Source organism: Stutzerimonas stutzeri SDM-LAC (assembly GCF_000235745.1).
GTDB lineage: Bacteria > Pseudomonadota > Gammaproteobacteria > Pseudomonadales > Pseudomonadaceae > Stutzerimonas > Stutzerimonas stutzeri_H.
Map to the genome: position 1 here is coordinate 1 of NZ_AGSX01000131.1, position 25,507 is coordinate 25,507.

General features: G+C 59.4%; 24 protein-coding genes. 14 read left to right on the top strand and 10 right to left on the bottom strand.

Annotated elements, in window-relative coordinates; translation table 11 throughout:
* The coding region (locus PSTU_RS20825) for a lyase family protein (RefSeq protein ID WP_036993249.1) at positions 1–444 on the bottom strand (444 nt) is incomplete at its 3' end.
* Positions 445–592: 148 nt separating this feature from the next.
* On the opposite strand from PSTU_RS20825, the gene PSTU_RS0113695 reads away from it, so the two are divergent.
* The 7 genes from PSTU_RS0113695 to PSTU_RS0113725 all read left to right on the top strand — a co-directional run bounded on the left by PSTU_RS0113695 (position 593) and on the right by PSTU_RS0113725 (position 8,608).
* Positions 593–1,102: a DUF2059 domain-containing protein gene (locus tag PSTU_RS0113695; protein WP_019341592.1), complete on the top strand. Its 510-nt coding sequence runs from the start codon at positions 593–595 to the stop codon at positions 1,100–1,102.
* Between the two features lie 15 nt (positions 1,103–1,117).
* Positions 1,118–1,417: a BolA family protein gene (locus PSTU_RS0113700; protein ID WP_019341593.1), complete on the top strand. Its 300-nt coding sequence runs from the start codon at positions 1,118–1,120 to the stop codon at positions 1,415–1,417.
* A 184-nt stretch (positions 1,418–1,601) separates the two neighbouring features.
* Entirely contained in the window at positions 1,602–2,561 is a 960-nt protein-coding gene (locus PSTU_RS0113705) for a rhodanese-related sulfurtransferase (protein WP_019341594.1), read from the top strand.
* Between the two features lie 32 nt (positions 2,562–2,593).
* Positions 2,594–3,226, top strand: coding sequence for a DsbA family protein (locus PSTU_RS0113710; RefSeq protein WP_019341595.1), 633 nt, complete (start codon positions 2,594–2,596; stop codon positions 3,224–3,226).
* Positions 3,219–5,000, top strand: a complete 1,782-nt coding sequence (locus tag PSTU_RS0113715; RefSeq protein WP_019341596.1) for an ABC transporter ATP-binding protein — start codon at positions 3,219–3,221, stop codon at positions 4,998–5,000. Before PSTU_RS0113710 ends, PSTU_RS0113715 begins: the two co-directional genes overlap by 8 nt.
* Positions 5,001–5,160: 160 nt before the next feature.
* Complete coding sequence (locus tag PSTU_RS0113720) at positions 5,161–7,110, top strand: methyl-accepting chemotaxis protein (RefSeq protein ID WP_019341597.1); 1,950 nt, start codon at positions 5,161–5,163, stop codon at positions 7,108–7,110.
* Positions 7,111–7,291: 181 nt separating this feature from the next.
* Positions 7,292–8,608, top strand: a complete 1,317-nt coding sequence (locus PSTU_RS0113725; RefSeq protein WP_019341598.1) for an APC family permease — start codon at positions 7,292–7,294, stop codon at positions 8,606–8,608.
* Here PSTU_RS0113725 and PSTU_RS0113730 read toward each other — a convergent pair whose 3' ends face one another.
* Positions 8,609–9,649: a metal-dependent hydrolase gene (locus tag PSTU_RS0113730; protein ID WP_019341599.1), complete on the bottom strand. Its 1,041-nt coding sequence runs from the start codon at positions 9,647–9,649 to the stop codon at positions 8,609–8,611. It lies immediately after the preceding gene.
* Positions 9,650–9,784: 135 nt separating this feature from the next.
* Between PSTU_RS0113730 and arfB the strand changes: the two genes are divergently transcribed.
* Positions 9,785–10,198, top strand: coding sequence for an alternative ribosome rescue aminoacyl-tRNA hydrolase ArfB (gene arfB, locus PSTU_RS0113735; RefSeq protein WP_019341600.1), 414 nt, complete (start codon positions 9,785–9,787; stop codon positions 10,196–10,198).
* A 52-nt stretch (positions 10,199–10,250) separates the two neighbouring features.
* Here the strand turns inward: arfB and PSTU_RS0113740 are convergent, their stop codons facing one another.
* The 3 genes from PSTU_RS0113740 to PSTU_RS0113750 form a co-directional block, all read right to left on the bottom strand.
* Entirely contained in the window at positions 10,251–11,558 is a 1,308-nt protein-coding gene (locus PSTU_RS0113740) for an MFS transporter (RefSeq protein WP_019341601.1), read from the bottom strand.
* A gap of 528 nt (positions 11,559–12,086) precedes the next feature.
* Positions 12,087–12,494, bottom strand: a complete 408-nt coding sequence (locus PSTU_RS0113745) for a PA2817 family protein (RefSeq protein ID WP_019341602.1) — start codon at positions 12,492–12,494, stop codon at positions 12,087–12,089.
* Positions 12,495–12,778: 284 nt separating this feature from the next.
* Positions 12,779–15,226 carry an acyl-CoA dehydrogenase gene (locus PSTU_RS0113750; RefSeq protein ID WP_019341603.1) on the bottom strand — a complete coding sequence of 816 codons (2,448 nt, stop codon included), beginning with the start codon at positions 15,224–15,226 and terminating at the stop codon, positions 12,779–12,781.
* Positions 15,227–15,481: 255 nt separating this feature from the next.
* Between PSTU_RS0113750 and PSTU_RS0113755 the strand changes: the two genes are divergently transcribed.
* From PSTU_RS0113755 to queF, 3 genes are all read left to right on the top strand, one after another.
* The gene (locus PSTU_RS0113755; RefSeq protein WP_019341604.1) at positions 15,482–16,414 is read left to right on the top strand and encodes an ABC transporter ATP-binding protein; all 933 of its coding nucleotides are present in this window, start codon (positions 15,482–15,484) and stop codon (positions 16,412–16,414) included.
* Positions 16,411–17,190, top strand: a complete 780-nt coding sequence (locus PSTU_RS0113760) for an ABC transporter permease (RefSeq protein WP_019341605.1) — start codon at positions 16,411–16,413, stop codon at positions 17,188–17,190. The genes PSTU_RS0113755 and PSTU_RS0113760 overlap by 4 nt, the downstream gene beginning before the upstream one ends.
* Before the next feature lie 93 nt (positions 17,191–17,283).
* The gene (gene queF, locus PSTU_RS0113765; RefSeq protein WP_019341606.1) at positions 17,284–18,114 is read left to right on the top strand and encodes an NADPH-dependent 7-cyano-7-deazaguanine reductase QueF; all 831 of its coding nucleotides are present in this window, start codon (positions 17,284–17,286) and stop codon (positions 18,112–18,114) included.
* Between the two features lie 57 nt (positions 18,115–18,171).
* On the opposite strand, the gene PSTU_RS0113770 is transcribed toward queF, so the two are convergent.
* On the bottom strand, positions 18,172–18,441 hold the full coding sequence (locus PSTU_RS0113770; protein WP_029404786.1) for a DUF4404 family protein: 270 nt from the start codon (positions 18,439–18,441) through the stop codon (positions 18,172–18,174).
* 274 nt (positions 18,442–18,715) lie between these two features.
* Here PSTU_RS0113770 and PSTU_RS0113775 point away from each other — a divergent pair, with 274 nt between their 5' ends.
* Positions 18,716–19,366 carry a VacJ family lipoprotein gene (locus PSTU_RS0113775; protein ID WP_237709876.1) on the top strand — a complete coding sequence of 217 codons (651 nt, stop codon included), beginning with the start codon at positions 18,716–18,718 and terminating at the stop codon, positions 19,364–19,366.
* An 86-nt stretch (positions 19,367–19,452) separates the two neighbouring features.
* On the opposite strand, the gene PSTU_RS0113780 is transcribed toward PSTU_RS0113775, so the two are convergent.
* Positions 19,453–19,752: a PilZ domain-containing protein gene (locus PSTU_RS0113780; RefSeq protein ID WP_019341609.1), complete on the bottom strand. Its 300-nt coding sequence runs from the start codon at positions 19,750–19,752 to the stop codon at positions 19,453–19,455.
* A 205-nt stretch (positions 19,753–19,957) separates the two neighbouring features.
* Here PSTU_RS0113780 and rssB point away from each other — a divergent pair, with 205 nt between their 5' ends.
* Together rssB and rssC are read left to right on the top strand one after the other, a co-directional pair.
* Entirely contained in the window at positions 19,958–21,142 is a 1,185-nt protein-coding gene (gene rssB / locus PSTU_RS0113785; protein ID WP_019341610.1) for a two-component system response regulator RssB, read from the top strand.
* The gene (gene rssC, locus PSTU_RS0113790; protein ID WP_019341611.1) at positions 21,139–21,621 is read left to right on the top strand and encodes an anti-sigma factor antagonist RssC; all 483 of its coding nucleotides are present in this window, start codon (positions 21,139–21,141) and stop codon (positions 21,619–21,621) included. Before rssB ends, rssC begins: the two co-directional genes overlap by 4 nt.
* A 1-nt stretch (position 21,622) precedes the next feature.
* On the opposite strand, the gene tal is transcribed toward rssC, so the two are convergent.
* From tal to PSTU_RS0113805, 3 genes are all read right to left on the bottom strand, one after another.
* Positions 21,623–22,549 carry a transaldolase gene (tal, locus tag PSTU_RS0113795; protein WP_019341612.1) on the bottom strand — a complete coding sequence of 309 codons (927 nt, stop codon included), beginning with the start codon at positions 22,547–22,549 and terminating at the stop codon, positions 21,623–21,625.
* Positions 22,550–22,668: 119 nt separating this feature from the next.
* Positions 22,669–23,673 carry a tRNA dihydrouridine(20/20a) synthase DusA gene (gene dusA / locus PSTU_RS0113800; RefSeq protein ID WP_029404787.1) on the bottom strand — a complete coding sequence of 335 codons (1,005 nt, stop codon included), beginning with the start codon at positions 23,671–23,673 and terminating at the stop codon, positions 22,669–22,671.
* A 519-nt stretch (positions 23,674–24,192) separates the two neighbouring features.
* Positions 24,193–25,281 carry a polysaccharide biosynthesis/export family protein gene (locus PSTU_RS0113805; RefSeq protein ID WP_019341614.1) on the bottom strand — a complete coding sequence of 363 codons (1,089 nt, stop codon included), beginning with the start codon at positions 25,279–25,281 and terminating at the stop codon, positions 24,193–24,195.
* Positions 25,282–25,507: the final 226 nt, after the last annotated feature.

The following is a 25,507-nucleotide window of genomic DNA, read 5'->3' on the forward strand; positions in this document are numbered from 1 at the left end:
GATGTGCATGGCAGTCGGGAAACAGTCGTTGGAGCTCTGCGCACGGTTGACGTGATCGTTGGGGTGCACCGGGCTCTTGCCTCCGCGTGCTCCTCCGGCCAGTTCATTGGCGCGCCCGGCGATGACCTCGTTGACGTTCATGTTGCTCTGGGTGCCGCTCCCGGTTTGCCAGACCACCAGTGGAAACTGATCGTCGTGCTGACCATGTAGAACCTCGTCCGCGGCCTGTTCGATCAGGCGGGCGATGTCTGGCGGCAGGTCGCCGATGCGGTCGTTTACTCGCGCCGCTGCTTTCTTGATCAGTGCCAGAGCATGGCAGACGGCAAGCGGCATGCGCTGCTCGCCGATGGCGAAATTGATCAGGGAGCGCTGTGTCTGTGCCCCCCAGTAAGCCGCCTCAGGTACTTCCACGGGACCCAGGCTGTCGGTTTCGGTGCGTGTCATGCCGTGCTCCATTAATGAGGTATGCCTGTTAGGTTGCTGGCGACGGGCACAGGTTCAATCTGGCCTGCAGCTGTTCCTTGAGCGATGGGAACTCCGCGCGCAGAATGTGTCCATTGAGGCTCACCTATCGATCGCCAAGGATCATCTTATGCACATTCTCCGTACATTCGGCCTTTGTAGCGTTTTGTCGATGACGCTGCTCAGTGGCCAGGCCAGCGCTGACAGCGCAGGTCACGAGGCCCAGGCCGAGCGTTTTCTGGAATTGGTCAACGCCGACAGGCTCGCGGTGCCGGTGTATGCCCAGGTGCAGCAGATGTTTGCCCAACGCTTCGAGCAGACCCGGGCGCCGGAGAACAAACGCGCGCTGCTTGAGCAATACCAGTCCAAGGCTGACGCCGCGCTGGACCAAGCGATCGGCTGGGAAAAGGTCAAGCCAGAGCTGATCACGCTCTACACCGAGACCTTTACCGAGCAGGAGCTCACCCAGTTGAACGAGTTCTACGAGTCGGCGCTGGGCAAGAAGATGCTGACCAAGTTGCCTGAGTTGAATGCGCGCTCTGCGCAGGTCACTCAGACCAAGCTGGAAAGCGCCGTGCCTCAGGTGAACAAACTGCTGGCAGAAATGACTGCCGAACTCGATACCCAGAAAAAGCCCTGACGGAGTCCGCCTGGCATGTCCAAGATCGACCTTATCCAAGCCGCGCTGCAAAGCGCATTGCAACCCGAGCACCTGCAGGTGTTCGATGAAAGCCACATGCACAGCCGCGGTCAGGAAACCCATTACAAGGCGGTGATCGTCAGCGAGCAGTTTGCCGGCCTGAACGCGGTCAAGCGCCATCAAAAGGCCTACGCGGCAATGGGTGAGCTGATGCAACAGGTTCACGCCCTCGCGCTGCACACTTATACCCCGCAAGAGTGGGCCGAGCAGGGCGTTGCACCCGCATCCCCGGTCTGCGCGGGCGGGCATAAGTAAGAACGGAAGGCGCTAGGGGCTGGACGTACAGGAAGCGCATCCACCTTGGTGGCCGTCCGGCCTCCGGCGCTTTCTTCGGCTTTATCGCCCCTGCTAGAATGCACGCCGCGCCGGCTCACGCCGGCGTTGTTGTTTTCGCATTCCCGGTCCGCCCTTTGCGCGGGTGACTGCTCGAGGATAATTCATGACTCAGAAGATCGTCGTCGCGGCGCTGTACAAGTTCGTCTCCCTGCCGGACTACGTCGCGTTGCGTGAGCCCCTGCTCGAAACCCTCGAGACCAATGGCATCAAAGGCACGCTGCTGCTGGCCGAAGAAGGGATCAACGGCACGGTATCCGGTAGTCGGCAGGCCATAGATGCGCTGATGGCATGGTTCGGCACCGATGCGCGCCTGGCTGATATCGATCACAAGGAATCCTACTGTGACGAGCAGCCCTTCTATCGCACCAAGGTCAAGCTGAAGAAGGAAATCGTCACCCTGGGTGTGCCAGGCGTCGATCCCAACCAGCGCGTCGGTACCTATGTCGATCCGAAGGATTGGAATGCGCTGATCGAAGATCCGGAAGTACTGCTGATCGACACCCGCAACGACTACGAGGTGGCCATCGGTACGTTCGAGGGCGCAATCGACCCGAAGACGAAATCCTTCCGCGAGTTTCCCGAGTACATCAAGGCGCACTACGATCCGGCCAGGCATAAGAAAGTCGCGATGTTCTGCACGGGCGGCATCCGTTGCGAGAAGGCGTCCAGCTACATGCTTGGAGAGGGCTTCGAGGAGGTCTATCACCTCAAGGGCGGCATCCTTAAATACCTCGAAGAAGTTCCGCAGGAAGAAACACGCTGGCGCGGCGACTGCTTCGTGTTCGACAACCGTGTGACCGTCCGCCATGACTTAACAGAAGGCGACTTCGACCAGTGCCACGCCTGCCGCACGCCGATTTCGCTGGAGGACCGGCAATCGGAGCACTACGCTCCAGGCATCAGCTGTCCGCATTGCTGGGATAACCTCAGCGAGAAAACCCGCCACAGTGCGCGCGAGCGGCAGAAGCAGATCGAACTGGCGCTCAAGCGCAACCAGCCACACCCCATCGGCTACAACTATCGCAAGGCGGGCGTGACCGAGGACAGCCATGAGGCGCGCTAAATGCGCCTTACCCTGATAGCACCGGAGCGCTGATGAGCAGCCGACTGATCTACGTAATGGACCCGATGTGCTCATGGTGCTGGGGCTTCGCACCGGTCGTGCAGGCATTGGTCGAGCAGGCGCAGGCCCGCGGCGTCGGTGCGGATCTGGTCGTCGGCGGACTCCGTCAGGAGCGTGTTGCGATGGACCAGGCCGCTCGCGAGCGCACCGCTTCTTACTGGCACGCGGTACACGAGGCGAGCGGCCAGCCCTTCAACTTCGAGGCGGGCCTGCCGGACGGGCTGGTTTACGACACCGAGCCGGCTTGCCGCGCGCTGGTCGCCGCGCGCGATCTCGATAGGCAAGCTGCGTGGCGGCTTGCCGGGCTGATTCAACGCGCGTTCTACGTCGAAGGACGCAACGTCACGCTGCCGCCGGAGCTTGTCGAGCTGGCCGATGCTGCTGGTATTCCGCGTATCGAGTTCGCCGACCGCTTCGATTCCCAGGCCGCACGCGATGCCACCGCCGCGGATTTCGAATGGTCGCGAAATCTTGGTATTGCCGGTTTCCCCACCTTGCTGGCTGAGCACGACGGTCAGTTGGCGTTGGTGACCAACGGCTTCCAACCGCTCGATGCGCTGTCGCCGCTGCTGGCGCGCTGGCTGGATCACAACATCGATGCCTGATCAGCTCAGTTGGGCCGAGATCCGCCGCCTCGCGCTTCACCATCGCAAGGCCTTGGTGCTGGCCAATCTGGTCGCGGTATTGGCAACGCTGTGCAGCGTGCCGATTCCCTTGCTGTTGCCACTGCTGGTCGACGAGGTGCTGTTGAAGCAGGGCGACGCAGCGCTCGAGGTTATGAACAATTTCCTCCCGGTTGGGTGGCAGACGGCGGTTGGCTATATCGGCCTGATGCTCTGCGTGACCTTGGCACTGCGCGCTTCGGCGTTGGTCTTCAACGTGCTGCAGGCCCGGCTGTTTGCTCGACTGTCGAAGGATCTGGTCTATCGCATCCGGGTCCGCTTGATCGAGCGACTCAAGCGCATTGCGCTGAGCGAGTACGAAAGTTTGGGTGGAGGGACCGTTGCGGCTCACTTGGTCACCGATCTCGAAACCATCGACAAATTCATCGGCGAGACGCTTAGCCGTTTGCTGGTCGCCGTGCTTTCTATTGCCGGTACGGCAGCGATCCTGCTCTGGATGCACTGGCAGCTGGCGCTGTTGATCCTCTTGTTCAACCCTTTGGTGATCTACGCCACGGTGCAGCTGGGTAAGCGCGTCAAGCACCTCAAGAAGCTGGAGAACGACAGCACGTCTTTATTCACCCAGGCGCTTACCGAAACCCTGGATGCGATTCAGGAAGTCCGCGCCGGCAACCGCCAGGGATTCTTCCTTGGGCGCCTCGGTCTGCGGGCACGCGAGGTGCGAGATTATGCGGTCGCCTCGCAGTGGAAGACGGACGCCTCCAACCGTGCCAGCGGGTTACTGTTCCAGTTCGGTATCGATATCTTCCGCGCCGCAGCTATGCTCACGGTGCTGTTTTCCGACCTGTCCATCGGGCAGATGCTCGCGGTGTTCAGCTACCTGTGGTTCATGATCGGCCCGGTGGAGCAGCTGCTTAATCTGCAGTACGCCTTCTACGCGGCGGGCGGTGCGCTGAGCCGCATCAATCAGCTGCTGGCGCGAGCCGATGAGCCGCAATATTCCGGTGGCCAGGATCCGTTCGCTGGGCGCGACACCGTCGATATTGAAGTTCAAGGGCTGCGTTTTTCCTATCAGGATGAGCCAGTCCTGGAAGGGCTGGACCTGACCATCGCAGCCGGTGAGAAAGTCGCCATCGTCGGCGCCAGTGGTGGCGGCAAGAGCACGCTGGTGCAACTGCTGCTGGGCCTCTATCAGCCGCAGGCCGGGCACATCCGCTTTGCTGGGGTCGAGGTGCAGGGTATCGGTCTGGCAACGGTTCGCGACAATGTGGCGGTGGTGCTGCAGCATCCGGCGCTGTTCAACGACACCGTGCGTGCCAACCTGCTGATGGGGCGTGAGCGCGACGACCAGGCGTGCTGGCAGGCACTCGAAATCGCCCAGCTGGCCGATACCATCCGGCAACTGCCAGCCGGGCTGGACAGCATCGTTGGTCGTTCTGGTGTGCGTTTGTCCGGGGGCCAACGGCAACGACTGGCTGTGGCGCGCATGGTTTTGGCCGAGCCTAAGGTGGTGATCCTCGATGAAGCCACATCGGCTCTGGATGCGGCTACCGAGTATGCCTTGCATCAAGGCCTCAATCGCTTCCTGCAAGGTCGCACCACACTGATCATCGCTCACCGTTTGTCGGCGGTGAAGCAGGCTGATCGTGTGCTCGTTTTCGATGGCGGGCGCATTGCCGAGCAGGGTGATCATCAGCAGCTGATCGCCGACGGCGGGCTCTACGCCAAGCTTTACGGGCATCTTCAGCAACACTGAGCCAGGCAATGAACGCGATCCGGTGGGCTCAGTTATCGTCTGGCCAGTGTGTGCTGGCAATATGACGTCAGTTGCTGCTTAAATTGCGCCCCTTTCGCATTCAACTTTGGTCGCGATCTGCCGACTTTATAAGCGCGCTTACTTTTTAAGGGATTCTCTGATGCAGTCCGTCGACATATTCGCCAACCTGTCCGTAGGCAAGAAGTTGTTGCTTGGCTTCGCCATGGTGCTTCTGCTGACACTGGGAGTCGCCGGGACCGGCTTTTACGCTGTGGACTCGATCCTCGACCGCTCGTATCAGATGAACCAGCTGTCACGCATCAATGCGGCGATTCTTGAAGCGCGTGGCCTGGAACGTGATTTTGCACTGACGCGCAGTGACGAGTCGGCCGATGCCCTGCGCAGCACCTTGGCCAAACTCGATCAGGAGCTGGAAGAGCTTGCTAAGGACTCATCCGAAGAACACCGGCAGACGCTGCAACAGATCCGCAGTGATGCGGCCGAATACACTGACCAGTTCGCCCAATACGGTCAGTTGATCGGCAAGGGCGTAGCACTGCGCGAGCGCATGGCCGAGGCTGCACAGAAGAGCCGAGAGGAATTCGAGTACATCGAGCTGGATATGTACGACGCGGTGCGTGTGTTGCGCCTCGAAGGTGATCACCTGAAAGGCAGTGACCCGTTGACCATTGCCGAAGCTGCTTCCGGCCTGACCAAGCGCATTCTCGATCTGCGCACCTTCGAGAGCATGTTCATCGCCAACAGCGACCAGACTGCGGTGGACAGCTGGAACGAGTCCTATCAGGACGTCACCACCATCGGCAGCAGTCTGAAAGCCTGGCTTAACGACGAGCAGAAAACCACTATGGATGGTGCTCTGGCGGCGCTTGCGTCGTATCAGCAGGCATTCGCTGAATTTCGCGGCAGCCGCGCCAACCGCGTCGCGCTGGAGCAGACGATGGTGACGCAGGCACAGCACATCACGGACACCGCCGATCAGGCGTTGGCTGACGCCACCGCAGCGATGCAGGACCAGCGCCGCAGTGCTTACATGCTGCTTGGGATCATCAGCGTTCTGGCCGTGGTAATCGGCCTGGCAGCTGCGACGGCAATCTCCCGCATGATCGTCGTTCCCCTTCGCTATACCGTACAGCTGGCACAGCGGGTGGCCGAAGGTGACCTGACCCAGTCGCAAGAGGTGACCCGTCGCGACGAACTCGGCCAGCTGCAAAAGGCGATGTCGGAGATGACCGTGAGCTTGCGCACGCTGATCGGCCGCATCGGTGGTGGCGTCGGTCAGATTGCGACTGCCGCAGAGCAGCTTTCGGCCGTCACCGCTCAGACCAGCGCGGGCGTACAAAAACAGCGGGTCGAGACCGAGCAGGTCGCTACCGCCATGCATGAGATGGCGGCCACCGTTCAGGAAGTCGCACAGAATGCCGAGCAGGCATCGCTTGCTGCGCGTCAGGCCGACCAGCAGGCGCGCCAGGGCGATCAGGTGGTCAAGGAGGCCATCGGCCAGATCGACAGCCTGTCCGGTGAAGTCGAGCATTCCGCGCATGCGATCGAAGAGCTGAATACCGAAAGCGGCCGCATCGGCACCGTATTGGAAGTGATCCGCGCGGTGGCTGAGCAGACCAACCTGCTCGCACTGAACGCAGCGATCGAGGCCGCCCGCGCCGGTGAGCAAGGCCGCGGTTTCGCTGTGGTGGCTGATGAGGTTCGCGCCTTGGCTCGCCGTACCCACGACTCCACCGAGGAGATCGAGGGACTGATCGCCAACCTGCAGCGTGTGGCGCAAAAGGCCGTCGAGCAAATGCAAACCAGCCGTAACCTGACCCAGCGTACCGTCGACCTCGCCAGTGAAGCGGGTAGCGCGCTGGGCCGCATCACCGAGTCGGTATCGACCATCGAACAGATGAACCAGCAAATCGCGGCGGCTGCCGAACAGCAAAGCGCCGTGGCTGAGAACATCTCCGAGAGCGTGACCCGTGTTCGGGACATCGGCGAGCAAAGCGCCAGCGGTAGCGAGCAGACCGCTGCGGCTAGCGCCGAGCTAGCGAGACTTGGTATTGAACTGCAGGGACTGGTGGCTCGGTTCCGCACCTGAATCGACCCTGCATTACCAAAGCCCTGGCTCCCGCCGGGGCTTTGTCGTTTTTGGCGCTGAACTCCGGCGAGATTCCACCTATCTAGAAAAGGTGACGCGACTACCGTCGCATGCTCTGGAGAATATGATTGAAAGCCCTGTCGCTCGCCAATCGCGGCCTTGAACTTGAGGCCGCCCGACCATGAAAACCAACGCGTTCGCTACGGGCGAGTCCCGACTGAAACAAGCGATAACTGGTCCTGCGTTGTTTCTCTTCATCCTCGGTGATGTGCTGGGTGCCGGTGTTTACGCGCTGGTCGGCAAGATTGCTGGCGAAGCGGGCGGAGCAGCCTGGGTGCCGTTAGTAGTCGCTTTGGGTTTCGCGATGCTCACTGCGGCGTCCTACGCTGAGCTGGTCACCAAGTATCCGAAAGCAGGCGGCGCGGCAGTGTTCGCCGAGCGAGCATTCGGCAAGCCATTAGTGTCCTTTCTCGTAGGTTTTTGCATGCTGGCTGCCGGTGTGACAAGTGCCGCGGGTTTGTCACTGGCGTTTGCTGGGGATTACCTCAGCGCCTTTCTCGATACCCCTGCAGTGCCAACCGCACTGATTTTTCTAACTATCGTCGCGCTGCTGAACGCACGGGGGATCAAAGAGTCGTTGGGTGCCAACGCCGTGATGACGGTAATCGAAGTATCCGGCCTGTTATTCGTCGTGGTGCTGGCGGCGCGCTTCCTTCTGAACGGGCAGGGCGAGCCGTCGAGGGTATTTGAATTCACGCCAGGCGTATCGCCAGCGATTGCCGTACTTGGCGCTGCGCTGATCGCGTTCTATTCTTTCGTGGGGTTCGAGGTGTCGGCCAACGTAGCTGAAGAGGTCAAGGATGTGCGGCGCAACTACCCGCGCGCGCTGTTCGGTGCGTTGTTGGTGGCCGGCCTTGTCTATGTGGGCGTCGGTCTCGCCGCTACGGCAATAATCCCGCCCGCAGAGTTGGCGGAATCGTCTGCCCCCTTGCTCGATGTAGTGCGCGCTACCGGTTATGCCGTACCGCACTGGCTGTTTGCAGCCGTAGCGCTCGTAGCGGTCGCCAATGGCGCGTTGCTTACGATGATCATGTCCAGCCGGTTGGCCTATGGCATGGCGGACGAGGGCCTGCTTCCCTCTGTACTGACCCGCGTACTGCCGGAACGGCGTACGCCTTGGCTCGCAATTGTACTGACCACGCTCTTAGCCATGGTCCTCACCGTAACGGGCACACTGACAGCGCTGGCTGAGACAGTGGTCCTGTTGCTGCTGTTTGTGTTCATGAGCACAAACGTGGCGGTGCTTGTGTTGCGCAAGGACAAGATCGATGCGCCGCATTTCCGCACGCCAACGTTCTTACCTATCCTGGCGATCATCTCCTGTCTGGTGCTGCTTTCCCAGCAAGACGCCGGCACTTGGTTGCGTGCCGGGTTGTTGATGGCGCTGGGCGCCTTGCTCTATGGGCTTGGCCGGTGGCGCACTGGGCGGCGCGGCTAGTCAGCCTCGATTCATTCCTGCTGCCCATTCGGCCAATGGCAGCGCTGGCTGCTGATGCCAGATACGCTGCCAGATCTGCTTGAGCCAATTCATATCGCCGCGATTGGCTGGGAGTCGTTCGACGAAAGGGATGAGCGCCCAGTCATCGCCGTCTCGTTCGGCCAGGGCGAAGCGAAAGGGGTGGAAGCCGGTCATGCCGAGGCGCATATCGGTCACCAGCAGTTGGCCATCGACCTCGTCGTAGCGCAACACGCCGCCGGTAAACCATTGCAAACGGGCATGTTGCGGCGACTCGCTCAATGCCGCAGCGAGCTCGCCGCTGCGAGGAATGCTGACCAACTCAGGTGGCTCGTCATCAAACCAGCTCACCAATGCCTCGTAGTAGCGATCACCGTCGATGACGACGACCCGCCATAGCAGGCTATTGAATGGCGTCGGGGTGCTAAATAACTGGCTCGGCTGGATGCCTTGCTCGGCCATGACCGCTTCCACGCGCTGTTCGGCCATCTGCTTGCCAGCTACGGTGAAGGCCAGATAGACGGTCGAAAGTCCTAACGCGATATTCGCCCAGCGAGGGTTCCGGCCCTTCAATCCGCGGATCGCGGTCACCAGCACCGCAAGCAATAGCGGGACGCTGTAAAGCGGGTCGATGATGAACACGCTCGACACGGCCACCGGCGGTGTGGTCAGGGGCCAGAACAGCTGGGTGCCATAACTGGTGAACGCGTCAAGCAGCACATGGGTGGCCAGCACCGCCCAGATCGTCAGAAACAGGCGCATGCTGCTGTAGTCCGGGTCGGGCCGTATTCGTCTCGTCAGCCAGGTCAGCGCGACGGCCAGTAGACTGAGAACGAAAAGAGAGTGGCTGAAACCGCGGTGATAGGTCATGTCAGCGACGGCGTCACCGTAATCGATGATGACATCAAGGTCGGGCAGGGTGCCGAGTACAGCACCGTAAACCAGTGCCTTACGACCTTGCCAGCGACCAAGCAGCGACGCCTGAACCGTAGCGCCAAGTAGAGCCTGGGTAATCGAGTCCATGCTGCAATCCAGTTATAACGAGCGAGCTACAGTAGCCGAACCGACTCGTTTGTAGCGGCTCGAAATCTTATAAAAACGTGTCCACGTCAGCCGGCTCGTAGACAATGGCTGCTCATTTCACATCAAGAAGGACCGATGCTCGATATCTCCACTAACGTGCAGCTGCCCGACAGCGAGATCGAACTCACCGCGATTCGGGCCCAGGGAGCCGGTGGGCAGAACGTCAATAAGGTATCCAGCGCGCTGCACCTGCGCTTCGATATCAACGGATCTTCATTGCCGGAGTTCTACAAGGAACGCCTGTTGGCGCTGCGAGACAGCCGCATCACTGGCGATGGTGTCATCGTCATCAAGGCCCAGCAGTACCGGACCCAGGAACAGAACCGCGCTGATGCCCTTGAGCGTCTGGCTGAACTGATCCGCAGTGTGACCAAGGTGGAAAAGGCGCGCCGTCCGACGCGACCCACGCTGGGTTCGAAGAAGCGGCGTCTGGAGGGAAAGAGCAAACGCGGCGCAATCAAGGCCGGCCGTGGGAAGGTCGACTTCTGAAGCGTGCCGATAGCTTTGCACCACCAGCACGCTTCAGGACGCACCGTTCGCGCTACGAGTGGGTGCCTGTTCGTGGCTCTACGATTTCTTCTTCTCTCGGATGCTGCCCTTCGTCGAGCATATCGGCCTCGGCAACTTCGCCTTCCGGCGTGTCTGGCATCAGTTCGAGCACGGTATGGCTGGTACGCAACATCGGCGTGAAGTGGCCATGCGGTTCGGTCACCAGATCGAACACACGGCGGGAGCGGAAGTACGAATAAAGGGCCAGAAAGGCCAAGGTCACCGCGAAGAACACCGGGAGCGCCTTGGGCCCAAAAAAGCTCATCAGCCCGCCCGCGACTACCGGGCCAAACGCGGCGCCAAAACCGTTAGCCAGCAACAGGCCGCTGGAGCCGGAAAGGATCTCGTCTGGATGCAACTGGTCGACCATTTGCGCGACCGCAATCGAATAGATGGAAAATGCCAACCCGCCCCACAGGAACATCATAGCCAGCAGTATTGGTCCAGATGTTAAAGGCGTCATGAGCGCACCGATCAGGGCCCCGATACCGACCACCCAGATTAGGACCAGACGTCGATCATGCTTGTCTGAAAACAATCCGATGGGCCACTGCAAAACGGCACCGCCAAGGATCGTGATACTCATCAGCAGGCCAACACCTGAGGCGTCGAAGCCGCTCTGCGACGCATAGACCGGCGCCAGTCCCCAGAATCCGCCTAAGGTAAGGCCGGAGATGCCGGCGGCCATCAGCGGCAGCGGTGCAATGCGCGCGAGCTGCAGCAGGTCGGTGGCAGGCATATCCGGTTGCGCTGGCTGTGCCTGGCGAGTCAGTGTGATTGGCATCAGCGCTGCACAGATCAGGATTGCGGCCAGCGCAAACAGCGTGAAGTTCATCGGGCTGTCCAGACTCAGCAGTTGTTGAGCTGCAGCCAGTGCGCCAAGGTTCACCGCCATGTATACCGCGAACACCTGCCCGCGTTTCTCTCCGCTAACCTGGGCGTTCAGCCAGCTCTCAATCACCATGTAAAGCGTTACCAAAGCGACGCCGTACATCAGCCTCAGAACCAGCCACACCCAAGGGTTGACGATAAGCACATGCATTAATACGGCGACCGCTGCCAAGGCGGCATAGAAGGCGAACGTGCGAATATGCCCGACGCGGCGAATCAGAGAGGGTGCAAGCCAGGTCCCTACGAGAAAGCCGGCGAAATAGCCAGACATCAGCAGGCCGATCATTCCGGTTGAATACCCCTCGGCGACGCCTCGCAGCGTCAACAGCGTATTCAGCAGGCCGTGGCCGAGCAGTAGTAATGCAACGCCTCCCAGCAGCGAGCTGATCGGGGCAATTAAGGTCTTCATGGCAAACAACCCTAGGCAAGTAAAACGGTGAAGGCAACCCGTTAACGACTCCGCGGGTTACGGTTGTATTTCATCGATCTGATGTGATTAGGGTTAACGAGGGTCGTGGTTCCCTTTTAAATAACACCTTGCAGCTTGGTCAGTATTTCCCGCTCAGGATTCCACAGGCTCCGCTTTTTCAACCGCAGCGGTGAGGCGCTGCGATCACTGATCAGCAGTAACGCAGCTATCGCTTCGAAGCTGCGAGCGGTTGCGTGGAGACATTGGATTTATCAGCACGCCGATGCCGGGGCCTACTCAGCCGACAACAGCGTAGCGCCGCGAGTGGTAGCGTAGGGGTGCGCCAAGTCAAGCACGTGCGAAACTGAACTGGAGTCGACCTTGCCGAGACAGGGCGCTCGTTGAGAGTCATGCAGCTGTTCAGGGGCTTGTCTGCTGGCCGTGGGATGAGTAGCTGCGAAGCGTCACCCCAAGGCCTGGAAAAGATATGCCGGCGATCTGTAACCGCTCCGACGATGGTCCGTGCAATCAGTGGCGCGGGCCTTCTTCTGGCATTGTCATCAGCTGGCGCTCCATGTTCCAGTCGAAAGGCTCGTCGTTTTCCTCGGCTTCAAAGCGCCGCTCTTCCAGACGCTGGAAGATCTCGATTTCCTCGTCGGGCATGAAGTGCAGACAATCGCCGCCGAAGTACCAGAGCAGATCCCGTGGGACGAGGTGGGCGATTTGCGGGTAGCGGTGGAAAACCTGGCAGATCATGTCCTGACCCATATGCCGTTCTTCCGGTACGTTCTGAAGGTTCATGATCAGCTCGTCGAAGCGCTCGAGAAATAGCGCGTGGCTCTCTTCAGAAACCTGTTCCGTCTCTCCCATGGCAAGCAGAATGCCGCGCAGATGGGCCAGGAGTGCCAGGTTGTGATCGTGATAAGGATTGGCCATGGTTCACCTGTGTCGTAAGGGCGCGCGATTATAGCGGCGCTCGGATTAGTTGGGGCGTGTCCTGTTGACTCGAGACCCTGGTCCGGGTTCGGTGCGCGGGTCGAGTGGCCGTCGGGCGGTAATGTCTGGCATCGGATTTCAACGAATGCCTTAGCGACTTGCTGATATGGAGCGGATGAGCGTTGAGCGCAGCACTGCGTGGTCAGCAGGCTCCGCCAACGCTCGGCGCGTCGTCAACGAACAGTAGGCGGAAGCCTGGGGGCATCGCTGTCGCCAGCGGTGGGTCAACGAATACGACCCTCGCTCGGCACCAGCTCCTCCTTGCCGAAATCATCAACGCTGATGACCTTGCGCCGCGCCGCTTCCGCCGCGATGAGTTGCTGAGCCTCGGCAGCATCAAGCACTCCGGCGGCAAGCGCTGCACTGATCGGATCCTCGCCTGCGGTCGGCTTGACCTCGCCGCTCTTCAGCGCCTTGTGCAGTTTCTTCTGCAGCTGCTGCGAAGCGGCCAGCGTGTCGAACGCGTCGCGCAGGGCGCCAAGCGCTTCGTCACTGCCTTGCGGGCGATAGACGCCTTCGAGAATCTGTTCCAGCGCCGGATCGCCTTCCGGACGACCAAGAATGCCAGCCACTTCGGCATCTAGTTCATCCGATGGACCTTTGTGGCGCGCGCCGAAGGGGAACACCAGCACCTGCAATACACCGCCCAGCAGACGGTTGGGGAAGTTGGCCAGGGTGTCGGCTAGCGCTTGCTCGGCTTTGCAGAGGCAGTCTTCCATCGCCCAACGCAGCAGCGGTGCTTGCTCCGTCGGGTGACCCAGGTCGTGGTAATGCTTGAGCGCAGCGGACGCCAGGTAGAGGTGGCTGAGCACATCGCCCAGTCGCGCGGAGAGGCGCTCACGACGCTTGAGTTCGCCGCCGAGCAACATCATGGACAGGTCGGCGAGCATGGCGAACGCGGCGGCGATCCGATCCAGCGCCCGGAAGTACGGTCGAGTCAGCTCGTTGCCTGGCGCCTTGCCTAACAGCCCGAACGTCAGGCCGAGTACCAGCGTGCTGGCGGTATTGCTGACGGCAAAACCAATGTGCTGCATCAGCAACCCATCGAACTTCTTGATCGCGGCGTCGCGGTCAGGCTCGTGCACCAGTTCCATTTCGCGGAGCACGAACGGATGGCAGCGGATTGCACCTTGCCCGAAGATCATCAAGTTGCGCGAGAGGATGTTCGCCCCTTCGACCGTGATTGAAATGGGTGCCGACAACCACATGCGACCGAGGTAGTTACTGGGCCCCATGATGATGCCCTTGCCGCCGTGGATATCCATCGCATCGGTGATGCACTCGCGGCCGCGCTCGGTCAGGTGATATTTGAGAATGGCCGAAAGCACCGAGGGTTTTTCGCCCAGGTCGACCGCATTGGCTGTCAGGATTCGTGCACTGTCCATCAGCCAGGCATTGCCGCCGATCCGTGCAAGCGGTTCCTGAATGCCTTCGAAAGCGGCCAGCGGTACGTTGAACTGCTCGCGAATCTGCGCATAGCGACCGCTGACATAGCTGCAGGTCTTTGCTGCGCTGACGCCGGTCGCTGGCAGCGAAATCGAACGCCCGACCGACAGGCAGTTCATCAGCATCATCCAGCCTTTGCCGATCATGTCGCGCCCGCCGATGATGGCTTCGAGTGGCACGAACACGTCTTTGCCCCAGTTCGGACCGTTCATGAACGCGGCGCCGAGGGGTAGGTGACGGCGACCGATTTCGACGCCGCTGGTATCGGTCGGAATCAGCGCGAGACTGATGCCCAGTTCTTCCTCATCGCCCAACAAATGCTCAGGATCGTACGTCTTGAAAGCGACACCGAGCAGGGTGGCGACAGGGCCGAGGGTGATGTAGCGCTTCTCCCAGTTCAGGCGCAGGCCGAGTACTTCTTCGCCTTCCCATTGACCACGGCAGATGACGCCGCTGTCGTTCATCGCGCCGGCATCGGAGCCCGCATAGGGGCCGGTCAGGGCGAAGCAGGGGATGTCCGTGCCATTCGCCAGGCGAGGCAGGTAATGGTTGCGCTGTTCATCGGTGCCGTAATGCATCAACAGTTCGGCAGGGCCGAGGGAGTTGGGCACCATCACGGTTGTTGCCAGGTCACCGCTGCGGGTGGCTAGCTTCATCACGATCTGCGAGTGGGCGTAGGCGGAGAAGCCTTTGCCGCCGTACTCCTTGGGAATGATCAGGGCAAAGAATCCTTCGGCCTTGATGTAGTCCCACGCCTCTTGGGGAAGGTCCATGCGCTGGCCGATTTCCCAATCGCTGACCATGGCGCAAAGGGTTTCGGTTGGGCCATCGACGAAGGCCTGTTCTTCCTCGGTAAGGACCGCCTTCGGATAGCCAAGCAAGACGTCCCAATCAGGTTTTCCGCTGAATAGCTGGCCATCCCACCAGACTGTGCCGGCGTCGATCGCATCACGCTCGGTATCAGAGATAGGCGGCAGGACCTTTTTGAACCAGTCGAACATCGGGCCACTGAAGTACTTGATGCGCAGGTCGGCCACCAGCAAGGGCACCGCGACTGCAATCAGCATGAGCCAGAGGATGACCATCAACCAGGTTGGCGTCTCGTCGGCAGCGCCCATAAGCACCAAATAAGCCGCAACGATGGCCAGCGCCGGAACGGGAGACGTCCGTAAATGAGCTATGCCGGCGATACCGATGAGTAATACGAGCAGCCAGAGCAGGGTCATATGGTTTTCCTTGTTGAGCGAATGGCGTCCTACTTGAGCATAGGCTTTTGTGGCGAGCGGGGTGAAGAGACAGGGCGGCGCGTTTGGTTTCAGATAATGACCGGACCTTAACAAACGAGTTCGAAAGTGACCGTCGCTGATCACAACGTTTTTTTCGCCTTGGTGGCTGCCGGGCGCCGTTTTCGGTTCGGCGTTGCAATTGCCTTGGCGTGCCCTTATCTACTCTGAATCTCTCTGCGTTGTGTGCGTTCTAATATGACTACCGCTCTGTCCATTCGGCAGTTGACCAAGGTTTACGGAAACGGCTTCGAGGCTCTCAAGGGCATCGATCTGGACGTCGCCGAAGGCGATTTCTTTGCATTGCTGGGACCCAACGGCGCTGGCAAGTCCACCACCATCGGCATCCTTTCCACGCTGGTGAACAAGACCGGCGGCACGGTCAATGTGTTCGGTCACGACCTTGATCGCGACCCTTCAGGCCTCAAGCGTTGTCTGGGCGTGGTGCCGCAGGAATTCAATTTCAACCAGTTCGAGAAGGCCTTCGACATTCTTGTCACCCAGGCCGGCTACTACGGCATCCCGGCTAAGGTTGCCAAGGAGCGCGCCGAGCAGTACTTGACCCAGTTGGGACTGTGGGACAAGCGCGACGTGTCCTCGCGCATGTTGTCCGGTGGTATGAAGCGGCGCCTGATGATCGCACGAGCGTTGATTCACCGGCCGCGGCTGCTGATCCTCGACGAGCCCACCGCGGGCGTGGATATCGAGCTCCGCCGTTCGATGTGGTCATTCCTCACCGAGCTGAACCGGGAAGGCATCACCATCATCCTCACCACACACTATCTGGAGGAGGCCGAGCAGCTGTGCCGAAACATCGGCATCATCGATCATGGCCAGATCGTCAAGAACACCAGCATGCGCGAGTTGCTCAAGCAACTGCATGTCGAGACCTTCCTGCTCGATCTGAAGGAGTCGCAGCTGGTGCCGCCAGAGCTTGGCAGCTACCCGGCGCGCCTGGTTGATCATCACACCCTCGAAGTGCAGGTGGACAAGAGCCAGGGCGTGACCGACCTGTTTCGTATGCTGTCGGCGCAGGGCATCGAGGTGCTGAGCCTGCGCAACAAGACCAATCGGCTGGAGGAGTTGTTCGTTTCGATGGTGGAAAACAACCTGCCTAAGGTGGCCAAATGAACACAGAATTCCGGCCCAATCTGGTTGCCCTGCAGACCATCGTTCACCGCGAAATTCGCCGCTACACCCGCATCTGGCCGCAGACCTTGCTGCCCCCGGCCATCACCATGGTGTTGTACTTCGTCATTTTCGGGAATCTGATCGGCGCGCGGATCGGCGAAATGGATGGCTTCACGTATATGGAGTACATCGTGCCGGGGCTGATCATGATGTCGGTGATCACCAATTCATACAGCAACGTGGTCTCGAGTTTTTTCAGCAGCAAGTTTCAGCGCTCTGTCGAGGAGTTGCTGGTCTCGCCAGTGTCGCCTCACGTGATCCTCATCGGCTTCGCCCTGGGTGGTATTACGCGCGGTCTGGCCGTGGCCTTTATCGTGACGCTGCTGTCGATGTTCTTCACCGATCTGCAGGTGCACCATCTAGGTATCACCTTGTTGGTGATTACCCTTACATCGACGATCTTCGCTTTTGGCGGGTTTCTCAATGCGATTTACGCACGCAACTTCGATGACATCTCGATCATTCCGACCTTCGTGCTAACCCCTCTGACCTACCTGGGCGGCGTGTTCTATTCAATCAACCTGCTGTCGCCGTTCTGGCAGACCCTCTCACTGGCCAACCCCATCCTGCACATGGTCAATGCGTTCCGTTACGGCATCCTGGGCGTCTCGGACATCCGTATCGGCATTGCCATCAGTTTCATGGTCGTCGCGGCAATAGTCATGTACCTATGGTGCATTCACTTGCTCAAGAGCGGCCGAGGTATGCGCCAGTAACCCGATGCCGCTTTCAATCTGCCAATGACGGCGCGGTGATAAACAGTGCGGGAACCGCTACACTGGCGGTCATTTTTCGTACAGGTTCCCGCTATGCAGCACCCCGCCGAACTGTCGCCGCTGGGCAAATCCAGCGCCTATGTCGCGACCTACTGTCCCGAGCAGCTGTTCCCCATTCCGCGTGCGCCGAAGTGGGCCGAGCTTGGGCTGACGGCTGAGTCTTTACCCTATGGCGGCGTCGATATCTGGAACTGCTATGAGCTGTCATGGCTGTTGCCATCCGGCAAGCCCGTGGTGGCTATCGGTGAGTTCAGCATTCCTGCGGACTCGCCAAATATCATCGAATCCAAGTCCTTCAAGCTCTATCTGAACTCGCTTAACCAGTCGGCCTTCGAGAGTTTCGGTGCGCTCGTTGACGTGATGACGCGGGATTTGTCAGCCGCAGCGGGTAAGCCCGTCGGCGTTCGCCTGCGGACGCTGGACGAGGTTGCCGAGGAGGGGATTGCAGCGCTAGATGGCCACTGTATCGATGATCTGGATGTCGGCATCCTGCACTATGATTCGCCACGCCCAGATCTGCTCAGCAGCGACCCTGCGCGCCAGGTCGAAGAGCGCGTCTACAGCCATTTGTTGAAATCCAACTGCCCGGTCACCGGCCAACCGGATTGGGGCACAGTGGTGATCGAGTATCGGGGCGCCGCGTTGGACCACGCTAGCTTGCTTGCCTATTTGGTGAGCTTTCGCCAGCACGCGGACTTTCACGAGCAGTGCGTGGAACGGATCTTTCTCGACTTGCAGCGGGTGCTGCGGCCAGAGCAACTGAGCGTGCATGCGCGCTATGTGCGGCGCGGCGGGCTGGATATCAATCCCTACCGCAGCACTCATCCCGTTTCGCCAGACAATCGCCGGCTGGTTCGGCAATAACCGCCGCGATAGCAGAGCGCGGACGCGTCCACGCTCTGCTGGCTTGACAGCTTTCGCTCAGATTCCCATGTTCGCCAGGGTTTGCATGATGTTGCGCAGCGTCATTGCCGTGTTGGGATGGCTGACCTCGAAGCGCTCGACCGCCAGGTTGACGCCGTCGACCAGTGAGTCGTTCTGATGATCGACTACGCCTTGGTTGGCAAGCCGCAGCTCGATGTCATGAGCAATCACCTGCAGCGAGGCGCGCTCTTCTTCGGTGAGCGGTGTGTCCTGGGCCAGTTGGCTACGCAGCTCTGCTAGCTGCAACTGCAGATCATGTTCCGGCATGTTGCTACCCTCTCTGGTTTGTCTTACGGCGCAAAGTCGCCAGCGCTTGATAGGAGCAGGGTAAACCAGCGTGCTGGGCTTGTCCTTGATTTTGAAGCTCAAGCAGCCTGTGAAATCTGTCAGGCTTCCGTGTGTCTGCCCGCTGCCGAAACCGACCGCTATCGATTTATACTGCTGCGCTTTGTTGGGCAATTGTCCTCATTCGAAATAGGAGAGGGTCGCGATGCAGGTCATCAGCAAGGATTTGGTTGGGTATATCAGGATAACGCTGGTAATGGCGCTGGCCGTGTTTGGCGCATCGTCGCTTCACGCCGCCGAACAAGACCCCTGGGAAGGCGTGAATCGGGCGATCTTCACTTTCAACGACAAAGTCGATACCTACACGCTCAAGCCGTTGGCGCAGGGCTACCAGACGATCACACCAAACTTTCTCGAAGACGGCATCAGCAACATATTCAGCAATCTTGGCGACGTAGTGGTGCTGACCAACGACCTGCTGCAAGGCAAGGTTCGTGACGCGGGCATCGACACCAGCCGCATCCTGTTCAACAGCACCTTCGGTGTACTGGGTTTCTTCGATGTTGCAACGCCTATGGGTTTGCAGAAGAACGATGAGGACTTCGGTCAGACCTTGGGTGTTTGGGGGCTTGGTAGCGGGCCTTATGTGGTGTTGCCGCTGCTGGGCCCAAGCACTGTGCGCGATGCGGCAGGACGGGTGCCAGACTCTTTCCTGCAGCCGTATCCGTACATGGACCATGTGCCGACACGCAACGTGACGCGAGCCGTCAACGTGGTGGACCTGCGCGCCGGCCTGCTCTCGGCTGAAAAAATGATCACGGGCGACAGGTACATCTTCGTGCGCAACGCCTACCTGCAGAATCGCGAATTCCGCACGCAGGATGGCCAGGTCGAAGACGACTTCTAACCGTCATCCGGACCGCATCGGCTCGGCCAGTGCGGTCCCTCGGCCCTTTATGCCACGGTCAAGCCAAGACCTTGGTGTTAAAAAACTCAACTCATCGAAAGGATCGCCAGGCCCAGGCTTTGCCGTCCGTCTTCGAGCGTAGCGACTCGCACTACTTCTGTTTCAGCCTCCAGTCCCTTCAGTTCGCTGTGCTCCGAAGGAATGTGCACCTGAACCTTGTCACCGGTCTGCAAGCGGGTCGCTGCGACTACCTGCATTCCCGTGCTGGAAAGGTCCAGGCAGCTTGCCTCGTAGTGCTGGTCACCCTGGGTCAGGGTAATTGCGGTCTCGATATTCATGCGAATGAAGTCGCGTTTTTCACTGTAGTCTCGATCACGCTGAGTCATTGTTTTCGTCCTTTGGGTTCTGGTTACGCCAGCTCTTATAACGCCCGTCAAATCAGCCTGTAAAGCACAGACGGAGCGGCTGCGCCTGGCTTGAAACGCAGATCGTATGGGAGTACCGTCTGCGCCTTGAAACGATCCCATGCCCGGCGCTCGCGCGGGGCCGATGCTTTCGCCAATCATCCTGGCGATACCGCCTGGTAGGAACATGCATAACCCAAGCGCGACGCTGCTGATCATAGATGACGACGATGTGGTACGAGCCAGCCTGGCTGCCTATCTGGATGACAGTGGTTTCAAGGTGTTGCAGGCGCCTAACGGGCCGCGCGGTGTGGAGCTGTTCGATGCCGAACACCCCGATCTGGTGATTTGCGATCTGCGCATGCCGCAGATGGACGGCCTGGAGCTGATCCGCTTGATCAGCGAGCGCCAGGCTGATCTGCCGGTGATCGTGGTCTCCGGTGCCGGCGTGATGAGTGATGCGGTCGAAGCTCTGCGGTTGGGCGCAGCCGACTACCTGATCAAACCCCTCGAAGACCTGGCGATGCTCGAGCATTCGGTCCGCCGGGCCCTTGATCGTTCTCGCTTGCGTCTGGAAAACCGGCGCTACCGTGAACAGCTGGAAACGGCCAATCGCGATTTGCAGGCGAGCTTGCACCTCCTTCAGGAAGACCAGGATGCTGGCCGGCAGGTGCAGATGAACATGCTGCCAGCCACGCCCTGCAGTCTTGACGACTTCCAGTTCGCCCATCAGATCATCCCGTCGCTTTACCTCTCGGGCGATTTCGTCGATTACTTTCGGGTCGACGAGCACCGCATCGGCTTCTATCTGGCAGATGTTTCCGGTCACGGCGCCTCTTCTGCGTTCGTCACCGTCCTGCTGAAATTCATGACCACGCGATTGCTCTATGAATCTCGGCGGGGTAGGACGCTGCGCGCATTCAAACCGTCCGAGGTGCTCGATCATATCAATCGCGGTTTGATCAACTGCAAGCTCGGCAAACACGTCACGATGCTGGGCGGCGTCATCGATCAGGAGCGCAACCTGCTGCACTACAGTATCGGTGGTCACCTTCCGATGCCGGTGTTATACGCCGACGGCGTTGCGCGATATCTCGAAGGGAAAGGTTTGCCGGTCGGTTTGTTCGTCGAAGCGACCTACGACAATTATGAGATTGAACTACCCGATTCTTTCAGTCTGACGCTACTTTCCGATGGCATTCTGGACCTTTTGCCCGGCGACACCCTCAAAGATAAAGAGACTGGACTACCCGGGTTGATTCGCGAAGCAGGCGGCACGCTGGGCGGGCTGCAGCGTGTGTTAGGCCTAGCCGAACTGGAAGATATGCCGGATGACATCGCGCTATTGGTACTGAGCAGGAACCTTGCATGAGCACTGGGAAAATCCAGTTTGCTGAGCAGAACGGTACATTCGTTCTCAAGTTCGTCGGAGAGATCCGCCTAACGCTTTGCTCGGCGCTGGACGCAACGATCGAGAAGATCTTTTCTTCGCGCAATTTCTCATCGATCGTCATCGATCTCACCGAAAGCCGTAGCATCGACAGCACGACGCTCGGCCTGCTCGCCAAACTTTCGATCCTTTCGCGGCAGAAGGTCGGCATGCTGCCGACCTTGGTCACCACGCATGAGGACATCACGCGTCTTCTGCAGTCTATGGGCTTCGATCAGGTCTTCAATATTGTCGACCAGCCGCTGCCGTCGCCTGAACAACTGGCTGATTTGCCGAGCCAGGATCAGTCCGAGGATATTGTGAAGGGCAAGGTGCTCGAGGCTCACCGTATTCTGATGAGCCTTAACGAGTCGAACCGCGAGGCGTTCCGCGACCTCGTGACGGCGTTGGAGCGCTGCTAAGCTACAGCTTGGTTGGCAGAAGTGCTTCGAGCTTTTCCTGATCCCGCGCGAACTGGCGAATCCCCTCGGCCAGCTTCTCCGTCGCCATCGGATCTTCGTTCAATCCCCAGCGGAAGCTACGCTCATCCATGCTGATGCGCGGCTCGGAAGCACGTCCGGGAGACAGCTTGCGCTCCAGCGTGCCCTCTTCCTGGGCCAGCTGGCCGAGTAACTCAGGGCTGATTGTCAGGCGATCGCAGCCTGCCAAGGCTTCGATTTGACCGGCGTTGCGGAAGCTCGCACCCATCACGACGGTCTTATAGCCGTGCGCTTTGTAGTAGTCGTAAATCCGACTGACCGACTGTACGCCTGGATCTTCGTCACCGACGTAGTCACGGCCTTCGGATTTCCTGTACCAGTCATAGATGCGACCGACGAAAGGCGAGATCAAAAATACCCCGGCCTCGGCACATGCCACTGCCTGGGTGAAAGAGAACAACAGTGTCAGGTTGGTCTGGATACCCGATTTTCCCAGCTGCTCAGCGGCACGGATGCCCTCCCAGGTAGAGGCCAGCTTGATCAATACGCGGTCACGGGATACCCCGGCCTGCTCGTATACGCCGATCAGGCGTTCGCCGCGCTGGACCATCGCGTGTGTATCGAATGACAGCCGCGCATCGACCTCAGTGGAGATGCGACCCGGAATCAGCTTGAGCACTTCCTGACCCACCGCGACCGCGAACAGATCGCAGCCCAGGCCAATATCACCGCCACAGTGGGACATAGCTGCCTTGAGGTGCTCGGCATAGCGCGGCAGGGCAGCAGCTTTGAGCAGAAGCGAAGGGTTGGTAGTGGCATCAACCGGTTGGAGGCGGGCGATCGCGTCGAGATCGCCAGTGTCGGCGACCACGGTAGTGAATTGCTTGAGTTGTTCCAGCTTTGACGTCATAAGGGCGCTCTATCCTTTGGTTGTCATGACTCGAATTCCGTGGCCATCGCGCCATCTGGGATGGTCCGGGTGTGGCAGCTGTTGGATCGAAAATGCGGCCGCATGTTCCCTGCTGCGTATCAGTGTCCTTCGAGCAGCGCGGTCGCCTGATCAAGCAGCACCAGTGGCTCTCTGGCTCTATGGATGTCGACCGACAGCAGCTGGCGAAAACGTCTGGCGCCTGGAAAACCCTGGCCCAGCCCCAGTACGTGCCGGGTAACATGGTGCATCGAGCCACCGTCATCAAGATGATTCTGAATGTAGGGGCGCATCTGTCTCAGTGCGTCGGCGCGGGTAATGAGTGGTTCCTCGCTGCCAAACAGCCTGGCGTCAACCTGCGCAAGCAAGTAAGGATTGTGGTAAGCCTCGCGTCCGAGCATCACACCATCGAACTGCTCCAGGTGGGCTTCACACTGGTCCAGCGTTTTAATGCCGCCGTTGAGGATAATTTCCAGATCCGGAAAGTCGCGCTTCAATTGTTGCGCTACGTCATAGCGGAGGGGTGGAACCTCCCGGTTTTCCTTCGGTGAAAGCCCTTCCAGAATAGCGATACGCGCATGAACGGTAAAACTGCGACAGCCGGCCGCTTGGACCTGGCCGACGAAATCACAAAGTTCGGCGTAGCTGTCGCGTCCATTGATGCCGATGCGGTGCTTGACCGTTACCTCGATCCCAACTGCATCACGCATCGCTTTCACGCAATCGGCCACTAGTGCCGGATAGCCCATCAGGCATGCGCCGATCAGGTTGTTCTGTACGCGGTCGCTGGGGCACCCAACATTGAGATTAACCTCGTCGTACCCTGCTGCTTCGGCCATCTTTGCGCAGACGGCGAGATCACCCGGCACGCTGCCGCCAAGCTGCAACGCCAATGGGTGCTCCGCCTCATCGTGACGCAGAAAACGTTTGGCATCGCCGTTGATCAATGCGCCCGTGGTGACCATCTCGGTGTAGAGCAGGGTGTGCCGTGAAAGCAGACGCAAAAAATACCGGCAATGCCTATCCGTCCAATCCATCATGGGCGCGACAGAGAACCGGCGCGACAGTTGAGAAGACGTGCTGGCGGGCTTGTTGCTAACGTTCATGCGGCATTCCGGCGGAGTGTTTCGGAAGCGCTGCAGCTGTTTCGACAGGTTTATACCGGTTGGCGGTGGCGAAACAGCGACTATCAGAGCGCGCCGAAGGTCGACTGGAGCGGTTGCTTAACCAATCGCCTCGAAAAATGGCTGGCAAGTTTATCAGGAGAGCGAGGGCTCCGTGTATGAGTCCGCCACGCGACGCCGGGCGTGTTCTTGCAAAAGCGATGCGGAGCCCGATTGGCGGGTGCGCACTATCAGCGTTCGTATGTTCAAAGTTTCAGGTCGCTGGCGGCCTGAAGCGCCGGTGAATCATGCGAGATGAAATGTCATTGGACACGCCCGGATGAAACGAAGATCAGCGATGACGACGTCGATATGTTCAGGATGATCTACGATCCCGACCGACTAGCCAGGTCGGCGTATGTAGGCGGCCCGAGCGGGTTCGAGAGGCCAATAAAAAACCGCAGTCGCTGGTCGCTGACTGCGGTTTAGATCAGGCCGATCTCGACCTGAGGATTACCGCTTTTACCGGTTGAACGCAGCACCGGTACCAATGACGCTAGCCGACGGCAGCAACTGGCTGATGAAGCGGTTCCAGCGAGTGATCCCGGCCGGTCCGACGAACACCACATCCTGCGGTTGCAGAGGGAAGTGTTGAGCCAGAGCAAATGCCGCAGGCGATTCGGCATTCAACTGGAATACGGTGGCCTTTTCAGTGGCGATGTTCTCTGCGCCACGGATAACGTAGACCGCTTCGCCATCGGCGGTGTCCTGACGAATACCGCCCGCAGTGCCGATAGCATCCATCAAGTTAAGACTGGTTGCCTTGAAGGTCAGCGCCTGCGGATTCACCACCTCACCCAGCACGTAGATCTTTTTCTGATCGTTGTATGGCAGATGGAGCTGGTCGCCGTCTTTCAGATACACCTGATGCAGCCAGGAGTCCGGACGGTTCAGGTCATCAAGATTGAGCATGTACTCACGGCCGTCACGCTTGAGTATCAGGCCGGACAGATCCGCGGTATCGGTATCGACACCGGCTTGACCAATAGCTTGCATGATGGTCATCGGGGCGGTTGTCATTTCAACCTCGCCGGCCGTAGTGAATGCACCGGAGAGCACGATGCGCTGGCTACCGAAACGCAGCAGACTGACGTCTACTTGAGGGCTATCGATGTAATTGGCCAACCTTTTGGAAATATCGGAGCGAAGCTGTTCGATCGTCTTGCCCGCAGCTTCGATGTTCCCGATATAGGGATAGAACAGCGTGCCATCGGGGCGAACCAAGCGACCATTAGCGTCGAGCTGTTGTTGTGGGCCCGACGGAGCGGTCAGCTCTGGGTGGTCCCAGACAGTGATGTAGAGAAGGTCGTTGGCGCCGATGCGATAGGCCTCGGGCTTGAAGCCCAGTAGCTCTTGCTTGCTGGAGGTGCCTTTATCGGAGGAGAGCTCGCCCTTGAGCATATCGGGGGTGATGCGCATCAGTTGGACTGTGCCGTCTTCCGTTTCTGCGCCTTCCTTGAACTGGTCGGGATCCAGGTGCTGACCAGGCGAGAATACGCAACCCTGCAGTACCAGCACGGAAGAGAAGGCGAGAGCAAATAATGGTTTCATGGTTTCTTCATCCTTGACGGAATAGTTGTTTTTACGAAGTGAAACAGCGCAATTCACCTTTACCTAAAGGAGCGAGCGAACACTGACTCGTCTATCGCCTCGCCGAACGTGTTTCGACGGTGTAACAGACGCATCCAATCTCTGCTGTTCCGGGTGTCGCTACTGCAAGCTCTGTGAGGTCTACCTCCAGACTCGTGTGAGATCAGTTCCGATTGAGCCACTGAGC

Coding starts and splice junctions, on each gene's coding strand:
- PSTU_RS0113780 (WP_019341609.1), bottom strand. CDS start 19,752: ATGACTCAGCGTGATCGAGACTACAGTGAAAAACGCGACTTCATTCGC.
- rssB (WP_019341610.1), top strand. CDS start 19,958: ATGCATAACCCAAGCGCGACGCTGCTGATCATAGATGACGACGATGTG.
- PSTU_RS0113770 (WP_029404786.1), bottom strand. CDS start 18,441: ATGCCGGAACATGATCTGCAGTTGCAGCTAGCAGAGCTGCGTAGCCAA.
- dusA (WP_029404787.1), bottom strand. CDS start 23,673: ATGAACGTTAGCAACAAGCCCGCCAGCACGTCTTCTCAACTGTCGCGC.
- tal (WP_019341612.1), bottom strand. CDS start 22,549: ATGACGTCAAAGCTGGAACAACTCAAGCAATTCACTACCGTGGTCGCC.
- PSTU_RS0113700 (WP_019341593.1), top strand. CDS start 1,118: ATGTCCAAGATCGACCTTATCCAAGCCGCGCTGCAAAGCGCATTGCAA.
- PSTU_RS0113750 (WP_019341603.1), bottom strand. CDS start 15,226: ATGACCCTGCTCTGGCTGCTCGTATTACTCATCGGTATCGCCGGCATA.
- PSTU_RS0113695 (WP_019341592.1), top strand. CDS start 593: ATGCACATTCTCCGTACATTCGGCCTTTGTAGCGTTTTGTCGATGACG.
- arfB (WP_019341600.1), top strand. CDS start 9,785: ATGCTCGATATCTCCACTAACGTGCAGCTGCCCGACAGCGAGATCGAA.
- PSTU_RS0113805 (WP_019341614.1), bottom strand. CDS start 25,281: ATGAAACCATTATTTGCTCTCGCCTTCTCTTCCGTGCTGGTACTGCAG.
- PSTU_RS0113740 (WP_019341601.1), bottom strand. CDS start 11,558: ATGAAGACCTTAATTGCCCCGATCAGCTCGCTGCTGGGAGGCGTTGCA.
- PSTU_RS0113705 (WP_019341594.1), top strand. CDS start 1,602: ATGACTCAGAAGATCGTCGTCGCGGCGCTGTACAAGTTCGTCTCCCTG.
- PSTU_RS0113720 (WP_019341597.1), top strand. CDS start 5,161: ATGCAGTCCGTCGACATATTCGCCAACCTGTCCGTAGGCAAGAAGTTG.
- PSTU_RS0113755 (WP_019341604.1), top strand. CDS start 15,482: ATGACTACCGCTCTGTCCATTCGGCAGTTGACCAAGGTTTACGGAAAC.
- PSTU_RS0113730 (WP_019341599.1), bottom strand. CDS start 9,649: ATGGACTCGATTACCCAGGCTCTACTTGGCGCTACGGTTCAGGCGTCG.
- PSTU_RS0113725 (WP_019341598.1), top strand. CDS start 7,292: ATGAAAACCAACGCGTTCGCTACGGGCGAGTCCCGACTGAAACAAGCG.
- PSTU_RS0113760 (WP_019341605.1), top strand. CDS start 16,411: ATGAACACAGAATTCCGGCCCAATCTGGTTGCCCTGCAGACCATCGTT.
- queF (WP_019341606.1), top strand. CDS start 17,284: ATGCAGCACCCCGCCGAACTGTCGCCGCTGGGCAAATCCAGCGCCTAT.
- rssC (WP_019341611.1), top strand. CDS start 21,139: ATGAGCACTGGGAAAATCCAGTTTGCTGAGCAGAACGGTACATTCGTT.
- PSTU_RS0113715 (WP_019341596.1), top strand. CDS start 3,219: ATGCCTGATCAGCTCAGTTGGGCCGAGATCCGCCGCCTCGCGCTTCAC.
- PSTU_RS0113775 (WP_237709876.1), top strand. CDS start 18,716: ATGGCGCTGGCCGTGTTTGGCGCATCGTCGCTTCACGCCGCCGAACAA.
- PSTU_RS0113745 (WP_019341602.1), bottom strand. CDS start 12,494: ATGGCCAATCCTTATCACGATCACAACCTGGCACTCCTGGCCCATCTG.
- PSTU_RS0113710 (WP_019341595.1), top strand. CDS start 2,594: ATGAGCAGCCGACTGATCTACGTAATGGACCCGATGTGCTCATGGTGC.